General features: G+C 42.1%; 1 protein-coding gene and 1 pseudogene. Both read right to left on the bottom strand.

The annotated features are described in order from the left end of the window. The coding region (locus tag GC102_RS23430) for a discoidin domain-containing protein (protein ID WP_171691636.1) at nucleotides 1-5,296 on the bottom strand (5,296 nt) is incomplete at its 3' end. A gap of 340 nt (nucleotides 5,297-5,636) precedes the next feature. After that, nucleotides 5,637-5,812: pseudogene (locus GC102_RS40680) on the bottom strand (DUF3502 domain-containing protein). Nucleotides 5,813-6,176 lie beyond the last annotated feature (364 nt).

The following is a 6,176-nucleotide window of genomic DNA, read 5'->3' as shown; positions in this document are numbered from 1 at the left end:
CGCTCCAATAAACAAGCTTATGAAGTCCCTCTGTCGACAATACGATAGAAGTTCCCGTTTGCTCAGCGCCATCGTCTACAATGTAATGGGTATCGGCAACTCCCGAGCCGATGTCGCTTGCGCTTAAGATAACCGTAATATCTTGATTGGCCCAGCCACTTGGCGCATTGTCCGTAGTCAATGGCGGTTGTTTATCCGCTACTCCCGCTACTCTGTAGACGGCTTTTGCTTTTATTGCCGTTCCTTCGACTGTGCCGTTAACGGTAAAAACTCCCACATTAGCTACCATATCTGAAGTAATAGGGGCCCATGCAACGTCAACTAATCCAGTTGTTCCATCGTTGTATACAGCCTCGATCTGTGCAGGAAGTGCGGGTATTACGCCTAAGTTCGTATCCACAGCTACCAATTTATAATCTACAATCGTCTTTACAAATTCTTTTTTCGCTTCATATACCTCAAATTCTGTAAGACCGAGTTCACCCTGTTCACTCGGAGAAGAATTTGAAAACTTATTATCAGGGTCAATTGTGAATTTAATCCAGCTAGTCACAATCGGCTGGTCAAAAATAACAAAGTTGTCAGGCTTTCCTTCCCACTTTATATTCTCTACCTTCTTGCTGCCTCCTTCCCATTCCAAAAGCCCTTCTCCAATCTCGTTGATTTTGTGACCGCGGTCTACCAGGTTCACTTTGCTGATTGCAAATGGAGTGCCAAAATCCAATCGGATCCATGGAGCTTTGGCATTATCACCTGGTGATGATGCCCAACTTGTATCTCTGTTGCCGTCTACCGCTTTGATACCAACATATCTGGCATCATCGAATCTGACCGACTTTACCGATACATTTGCTTTCGGCGCAATATTTTCGCCAACCGCAGCAATTGTCACAGGACTGCTTACCAGAGACACCCCGTCTAAAGTAACCTTTACAACAACGGTCGCATTAAATCCATTACCGATATCACCTTTAACAACGATCGTATTGCTACCCTCAACAACCGACAGCCTTTGATCACTAAATTGATATTCTACAGCAGCCCTTGATAAATCGGCTGTTTCACCTGTATTTAACAAGCCTTCAATTGTAGCAACGATAGGTTGGTTGGGTTTAATCGCCGTTTTATTTAGCTTAACGTTAATGTTGTTTAAGTAAGATCCCATAAAGATTTTTCCTGACTGATCTACAAAAAGATAAGTAACCTCTTCAATAGAACGTCCGCCTATTGTTGCTCTTATGTGAATCTTTGCCATACCTTTTGAAACAGCGGTCAGCAGGTTTGAATCGCCTACCGTAATCACACCCTGGTTTTCACTTGTTACCGTGATCACCGCATCTTTCATATCAATCGGTGCACCCGCACCCGTAAAAGCCTTAATGTCATATCTACCTGTAGCAGCATCAAACGGCTTAAACTCATATTCGAAGCGATCAAATAAATTGGACGTATCCAATCCGTTTATTGCCACTTCAAGCAAATCAATCGTTGACCCGTTTGAACCGCCCTCAAATAGTAATTTAACGTATTGAGCTTCTGTGTATAATGCGTATTGGTCATAGAATCCAAAATTAGCAGTACCCGTCGGACCGTTAACGGTTTTGACATCAGTCCATGCCACGCCATCAGCGCTAGTTTGAATTTTTATTGTTTTAGGCGTATTGATATATTTTTGATCCAAAGAATTGAAGTTAAGATTGATATTGGCAATCTGAGACTTTGTCGGCAGCTTAAATTGAATCCATGCCTTTTCATTTGCAGGTACCGACCATTTGGATCGATCAAAATGAATGCCTTCAATTGTTTTTCCATCAACTAATTGACTTACTGCACCTTGATTATGACTAGCAGTAATTTCAGTGGTTCCTGTAAGATTTTGGTATGGCAACAGGTCCATGAATATTTTATTTGTTGTAAATGTTTTGCCGTCTAACGTTACATCAGCCCAAACGACTCCCCGTGTAGGTTGTTCTACGAAAGGCGATATAATTTCATTTTTGTTGAAAGTAAATCCATTTGTTTCTCTGATCGATACAGGCTTATAATTGTCACCCGCTTTTAAATCAACGACACCGCCATGCCATTGAATTTGTGCCGCATCAAGCCCTATTGCTCCGCCTTTCGATGATCTGCCTTCGATTTGATAGCTGAGTTTTTCTAGTGTACCAAACTCGCCGTAAGCTTCCTTTCCATCCACGAGTAAAGTTGCGCCAATCATGTTTTCCCCAACATAAATGTTGCCGTCTCTTGTTGTTACTTTTAATGTATCCTGTTTCGTTACACCTTCATAAGTACCGCTAACTGTGATCGTAGTTGTTCCGTTAGATACCGGCGTTACGATTCCATTAGCATTAACTGCCGCAATTGCAGGATTCGCACTATTGTATGTTAAACCTGAAAGCTTGGCTTTAAGCGCCGGAAATGTCATATATCCTTCAGTGTTGATTTTGAGCGATGAGGATGTCAACTGCTCACCAGTTGCTTTGACATTAGTAAGCGTATATTTGCGTGCAGAATTGTCCGTTACAATCTTGATGATTGTGTCAACCTGATCCTCCTGGACATTAGCAAGATTGACGGTCAGACTATCTCCATTTTGTACAAAAGAAGTGACAGGAATATCCTCGTTCAACCAGGTTACGGATGTCACATGATCTGGAACCGGACGAATGGTTAAAGACTTTCCAGGAATGGCATCAAACCCTTTTTTGCTGTCAGGTCCTTTCATAATATGAAGATAAACATTGTTGTCTCTATACGTTGCGTATCCCCATTGTGGACCTGTCGTACTGTTAGCTAAAGCAAATTTTTCATAATTGCCTTTTCCATCATCTTCGTAGCCATAGCCCGAGAGGAAATATGGCATTGTACCCGTTGTAGACTCATGTCTTTCCGGCTTTCCTTCAGGTGCAAACCATTTTACAAAACTTTCTCTTACATCAATGTATTCCTGCTCTGCTTTAGGATACCTTGTCGCAATTTCCTCAGGGGAGTTCCAATTGGGACCGCGACTATCTACAGGCGTCTGATCATTATTATCCACATAGCCTCTGCCAGCATTCATGATCATTTCCTTGGCAACTTGCCTGTAGTCATCTCGTTTACCGTAATATGGAGATAGACCGTTTTTTGTGTGTATCATTTTCCAAGGTTCCATAATCGTACGTTTTAAAAGATGATTTGCAGCACCATTAGCGTAAATACCAGATGCTTCTTCGGTTCTTAAATCAGGGTCTCCATACTCTGCACCCCATGCATTGGAGTTTACGATAATATCATCGCTATAATTGCGTACAACGCTGTATATCACATCAAAGTTGGCATTCGGTATCCCTTGCGGCCCATCATAATAAATGTAGTCAGGCGCATACCGTTCAATCAAATCAGTCTGATTCTGCACATAGACGTCGGTCGTGTAATAAGGTATACCGCCGCCATAATATAGGCCAAACTTCATTCCATGACGCTTTACTGCCAGTTCAAACTGTTTCAACCCATCTACTACCTTACCGTTTGCATCCTTCGGAAGATACTTATGCCTATCATGTGTTGGATCCGCAAATTTAGACGGCCAAAGATAAGCTTGTTGTACCGATTCAACCGAAACTAATGAATGCCCTTGAGCTTTTGCTCTTTCTGCCCATAAATCGGCAGAGAAATTCGGGTCAACAAAGTAGCTGTAAATTGGGGCAGCATGAGTTAAAGCGCCAACTCGACCTTCTTCAAACCATTTATTGGGACGTTCCTTTACTGTAATGGTCATATTCTTTCTAGCCGTATTTCCATTATTGTCAGTTACTTGTACAGTAAAGTTATAGTCTCCTGGTGCACAGTTAATACTGATTATACCTTTGCTGCTATTTAAATCGACATTTCCATTCACTAATCCATCTGCGATTGTGCCATCAGTATTTAATGCCAAGCCAGCAGGCAGATTGCCCTCTACAATACTCCAAGTATAACCAGGCGCTCCCCCACTCGCCATAAATTGAAATGCCGATGCCGCAACACCGTATTTATTGTTGGCCTTCGATTTATTCCATACATATGGCCATTCCTTGTAGCCAAACGGCATATTTTGGGATGGAAGTGGTGATTTAGTGGTTTCCTCGGTTGATAGGCCTTGTGTTACAATTTCTAGAGCTGCAGCTGCTCCTTTAACCGAATGAACAAGTCCATCTATTTTATTGCCATCTTGGTCTGAGACTCTTCCATAGAACCCAAGGTAAGCTACATTTTGATCAAATCCTAACGGAACATTGTTTGAATTAACATCTTCCGTATACGTATGTTTGATTTGAATCATCAGCTTATTCCAACCCTGTTTTAACTGAATCGCTTGTTTTGTCAAATCCTTTTGCACCTCCACAGGAGTGGACGGTGTCGTTACAGCCTTATCGTTTACATAAAGTCGATATGAACCGCTGGCGCCTACATTAAAATACACTGGCTGTTCTACTGGGCTGTATACGTATGTGTGAGCGTATACATATTTGTTTCTAGTATCGATGCCTTTTTTTACAGAATAATATCCATATAAATCTTGATAATCATCGTAGTTTCTGTTATAAATGCGATCATCGAAATATTCCCATTTATGACTTTCGTTATTCAAGCTTAACGGATCGCCGATTGCGGGAGTGATCGTAGCAGCGCCAGAACCAGATCCGGTTGCTGGCTTGTTATTTACTTCTATTTCTGAGAGTCCGGTTATGCTTGGATAAGGAGTACGTCCTTTGTCCACTTCAACCTTCATTTCAACCACATTCTTCAACTCGGATTGCATAGCATACACGGTTGGTGCGGATGGGCTGGAAGATGTACTATCAACCTTTCCAGATTCTACGATGCTGCCATCATTCAGCGTGAAAGTAAGATGATACCAATTGTTAACGTGACGCCCATCGCCCCATTGCGCTATTTTGACTTCATTAAGTGCAATAGGCTCACTCCATTTCAGCTTTACCCATGGATTAGCATCATTTTCTGTCACCCACTGACTATTTGTCATTCCATCAACTAATTTTGAAACAGGGTTCACTGCAAGAGTTGATGATGATGCTGTTATTTCTGATGCCGACGGCGCGTAATTTACAATTCCCCCCACTTCAGTTTCATAAATTTTGTCCACTACTGGCGAATCAAATGGACCTGATACCAACCACGAGTTAATAAACGGGGCGTTACCTGCCACTTGCTGTGCGTTTACTTTCGTGTTGGAGAAGGCAAACATGGATGTAACGATCATTGCAGTTGCCAACACCACTGATGTAATTTTTTTGAATTTTTTTACCATTCTTTTCTTTCCTCCTTTTGTAAATTCCCAATCGATTCTCAATCCCTCTTTTCAACGTTTTACCATCAAAATGGCGAAGCGCTAGCGATCCTCAAAAAAAGTAAGATCAACACACCGACGCAAAGTATTGGATGGATACGCTTCCAAAGATCAAAAAAAGTCCTCAATACTTCTTGTAAATTCTCCCCATCCTGCATTCGTGAATTTGATAGGTGTTCCAGAGTTGATGACACGCAAAGCAGCAGGGGAAACGAGGCTTATGCACTAACGGGCTGAACCTGCTTCCCCTCCCTTGATAAATCCCGCTAAAAGCTAGCGCTTGTCATTCTTTGCTTCATGCTTACTTGCCATTTAGCTTTTTCCATTCGTTGATCTGTTTCTGCTTCTCCGCGATAATATCGTCAGCTCCGGCATTCTTCAATTTTTTATGAAATCATCATAATATTTGTCAGGATCTGCCGTGCCCGAATCGAGCGCATATAGAAGTTCTTTCAATGTCGCGTCAACGTTGGCCATTTGGGTTTTAACCGGTTCCGTATTAAATACAAATCCCATCACAGGCGATACCATTGCTGTCTTATCAGCTTTATAAATGATGCCCAGAGACTTTTCACGCGATTCGACATCGGTGTTCTGATCCCACAGCATCCTGTTATAAGACTGTCCGATTATCCATTCGAAATGCAGAAGCTAATCGGCGCCTGGGAAGAATAAAATAGATGAAACAAATAAACTGGCTCAACGTGCCGTTCTGCAACTCTTGCAGGACGGCACGTTCTGGGGTAATTCGACCTTATCCAGTAAGGCCAGTTTTACGTATTGCTGAACAGTGAACTAGTCGGTTAACAAAGACCGCGCATCACGAAGAAGATATTGCACC

It is taken from the genome of Paenibacillus germinis (genome assembly GCF_013141785.1).
Classification (GTDB): domain Bacteria; phylum Bacillota; class Bacilli; order Paenibacillales; family NBRC-103111; genus Paenibacillus_E; species Paenibacillus_E phytorum.
Note: the sequence above shows the minus strand (reverse complement) of the source record. Positions and strands in the feature narration are given on the sequence as shown.